Here is a 2703-nt window from a genome sequence, read left to right on the forward strand (position 1 = left end):
ACGAACGCACATCTAAACCATAACGATTGAAATAATAATTTGCCCAATTTTCGCCTGTGGCTTTGCTGATGCCGTAAACTGTACTTGGGTCTAAGAAAGTTTCCTGCGGACAAGTGCCTTTGGGGGCTGAATTACCAAAAACAGCGATTGAACTTGGGTAAAATATTTTGTCAATGTTCTCGATTCGGCCTACTTCCAGTACATTTAGTAAGGCTTTCATGTTTATATCCCACGTGCGAAGTGGGTCTTTTTCGCCATTGGCAGAAAGAATTGCCGCCAAATGATAGATTTGCGTGATGCCGTGACGAACCACAATTTCGTGTAGTTGATTGAAATTTGTGCCGTCGAGTATTTCAAAATTGCCATTAAAGTCGGGTTTTTGATACAAATCAGAGGCGATAACTTGCTCGATTCCGTATTTTGTTTGAAGAGCTTGTGTCAGAACCGACCCAAGCTGTCCATTTGCCCCGACTACCAAAATTTTAGTCGTGTTCATTGTATAATTTGTTGATGAAGTGTATTTTCTCGAAGTAATATTTACTTACAAAAGTAGTATATGAGTAATAAAGTTGTTTATTTTGAAGCAAAATCAGTAAAAATAGTTTTTAATCATGATTATGACAGTTAATTTTACTGAATCTTGATATATTTATACTTCATCTGAAATAAATTTTATTGTATTATGGAACAATTGGACGAAACCGATAAAATTATCCTTAGGATTTTACAGAAAGACGCTAAAAAAACTGCTAAAGAAATAGCCAGTCAGTTGAAACTCACACCTTCGCCGATTTATGACCGAATCAGGCGTTTGGAGAGTTTGGGATTTATAAAAAAATACGTGGCCATTTTAGATAAAGACCTGATAAACAAATCGGTAACCTCTATTTGCCAAGTGTCGATGCGATACCATAATGAGGCATTTATCGAAAATTTTGAGCAGGAAATTCAGAAATTAGAAGAAGTACAAGAATGTTATCACCTAGCTGGACAAGTTGATTTTGTACTGAAAATCCACGTGAATAGTTTGGAAGAATACCATGATTTTATCAAATACAAACTCTCAAAAATTGAAAATATTGGGGTACTGAACAGCACTTTTGTATTGAAAGAAATCAAACACAGTTCGGAGTTTTATATTTGAAGTATTTTTTATTGCTTGATTTTCAAGAAATTTAGTAAAAGTATTAATTGAGAAATGATTGTAACTGTTTGATTATTAGTGATTTATAGAGGTGGATGATAAATTCTACATTCTCAATTCTACATTCTTCATTCCTCCGCCGTATCTTTGCACCTTAATTTTAAAAAAGAGCATGATTTCAGTCGATAATGTGGCAGTTGAGTTCAATGGTGGAACGCTGTTTAGTGATATTACTTTCAATATCAACGAAAAAGATAAAATAGCCCTCATGGGCAAAAACGGAGCAGGAAAATCTACCTTGCTCAAAATTATTGCAGGTGTCGATAAACCCACTCGTGGAAAAATTTCTGCTCCAAAAGATGCTGTAATTGCCTACCTTCCGCAGCATTTACTGACGCAAGATGACAGTACGGTTTTTGAAGAGGCCTCAAAGGCATTTTCGGCGGTATTGGATATGAAAAATGAGATGGACGAACTCAACCATCAGCTCGAAACTCGTACCGATTATGAGTCAGATGATTACATGAAAATCATTGAACGAGTATCGGAATTGAGTGAAAAATATTATTCAGTAGAAGAAGTAAACTACGATGCCGAAGTAGAAAAAACACTTCTCGGAATGGGTTTTACGAGAGCCGATTTTACTCGCCCAACCGCCGAATTTAGTGGTGGATGGAGAATGCGTATCGAATTATGCAAGATTTTGCTTCAAAATCCTGACCTAATTCTGCTCGATGAGCCGACCAATCACTTGGATATTGAGTCGATTCAGTGGCTCGAAGATTTCTTGATGAATAACGCCAAAGCCGTAATTGTGATTTCGCACGATAGGGCTTTTGTTGATACCATCACGAATCGCACGATTGAGGTGACAATGGGGCGTATTTACGACTACAAAGTGAACTATACGCAATACCAGCAGCTTAGAAAAGAACGCCAAGAACAACAGCAAAAACAATATAACGACCAACAAAAAATGATTGCCGAAACGCAAGAATTTATTGATAGGTTTAAGGGTACTTACTCAAAGACTTTGCAGGTGCAGTCGAGGGTGAAAATGCTCGAAAAACTCGAAATTGTGGAGGTAGATGAAGTAGATACATCGGCTTTGAGTTTGAAGTTTCCGCCAGCTCCACGCTCAGGAAATTACCCTGTAATTGTAGAAAATGTAAGCAAAAGCTACGGCGACCATTTAGTTTTTAAAGATGCTTCGGTAACGATTGAAAGAGGAGAAAAAATCGCTTTTGTAGGTCGAAACGGAGAAGGTAAATCTACGTTGGTGAAAGCCATTATGGGAGAAATTGACTTTGAAGGAAGCATAAAACTTGGCCATAACTCAATGATTGGCTATTTTGCTCAAAATCAAGCCTCGTTATTGGATGAAGATTTAACCGTTTTTCAGACGATTGATAATATTGCTGTAGGCGAAATTCGTACCAAAATCAAAGACATTTTGGGTGCTTTTATGTTCCGTGGCGATGATATTAACAAGAAAGTGCGTGTACTTTCGGGTGGAGAAAAAACTCGTTTGGCAATGATTAAACTTTTGCTCGAACCAG

3 protein-coding genes are annotated in these 2703 nt (G+C 37.3%); 2 read left to right on the plus strand and 1 reads right to left on the minus strand.

What is annotated here, in order from left to right; genetic code table 11:
- Positions 1-496 (minus strand): NAD-dependent epimerase/dehydratase family protein (locus tag ACOVO2_RS02065; RefSeq protein ID WP_421768376.1); only part of this gene is annotated, 496 nt, incomplete at its 3' end.
- Positions 497-682: 186 nt separating this feature from the next.
- Between ACOVO2_RS02065 and ACOVO2_RS02070 the strand changes: the two genes are divergently transcribed.
- Both ACOVO2_RS02070 and ACOVO2_RS02075 read left to right on the plus strand, forming a co-directional pair.
- Entirely contained in the window at positions 683-1144 is a 462-nt protein-coding gene (locus ACOVO2_RS02070; RefSeq protein WP_188771674.1) for an Lrp/AsnC family transcriptional regulator, read from the plus strand.
- A gap of 172 nt (positions 1145-1316) precedes the next feature.
- Positions 1317-2703: ABC-F family ATP-binding cassette domain-containing protein (locus tag ACOVO2_RS02075; RefSeq protein WP_421768377.1), on the plus strand; the 1387-nt coding region annotated here is incomplete at its 3' end.

Source organism: Emticicia sp. (assembly GCF_049241225.1).
Taxonomy (GTDB): Bacteria; Bacteroidota; Bacteroidia; order Cytophagales; family Spirosomataceae; genus Emticicia.

What these genes read in the sequence shown, in the direction of transcription:
- ACOVO2_RS02070 (WP_188771674.1), top strand. Translation starts at nt 683, where the DNA reads ATGGAACAATTGGACGAAACCGATAAAATTATCCTTAGGATTTTACAG.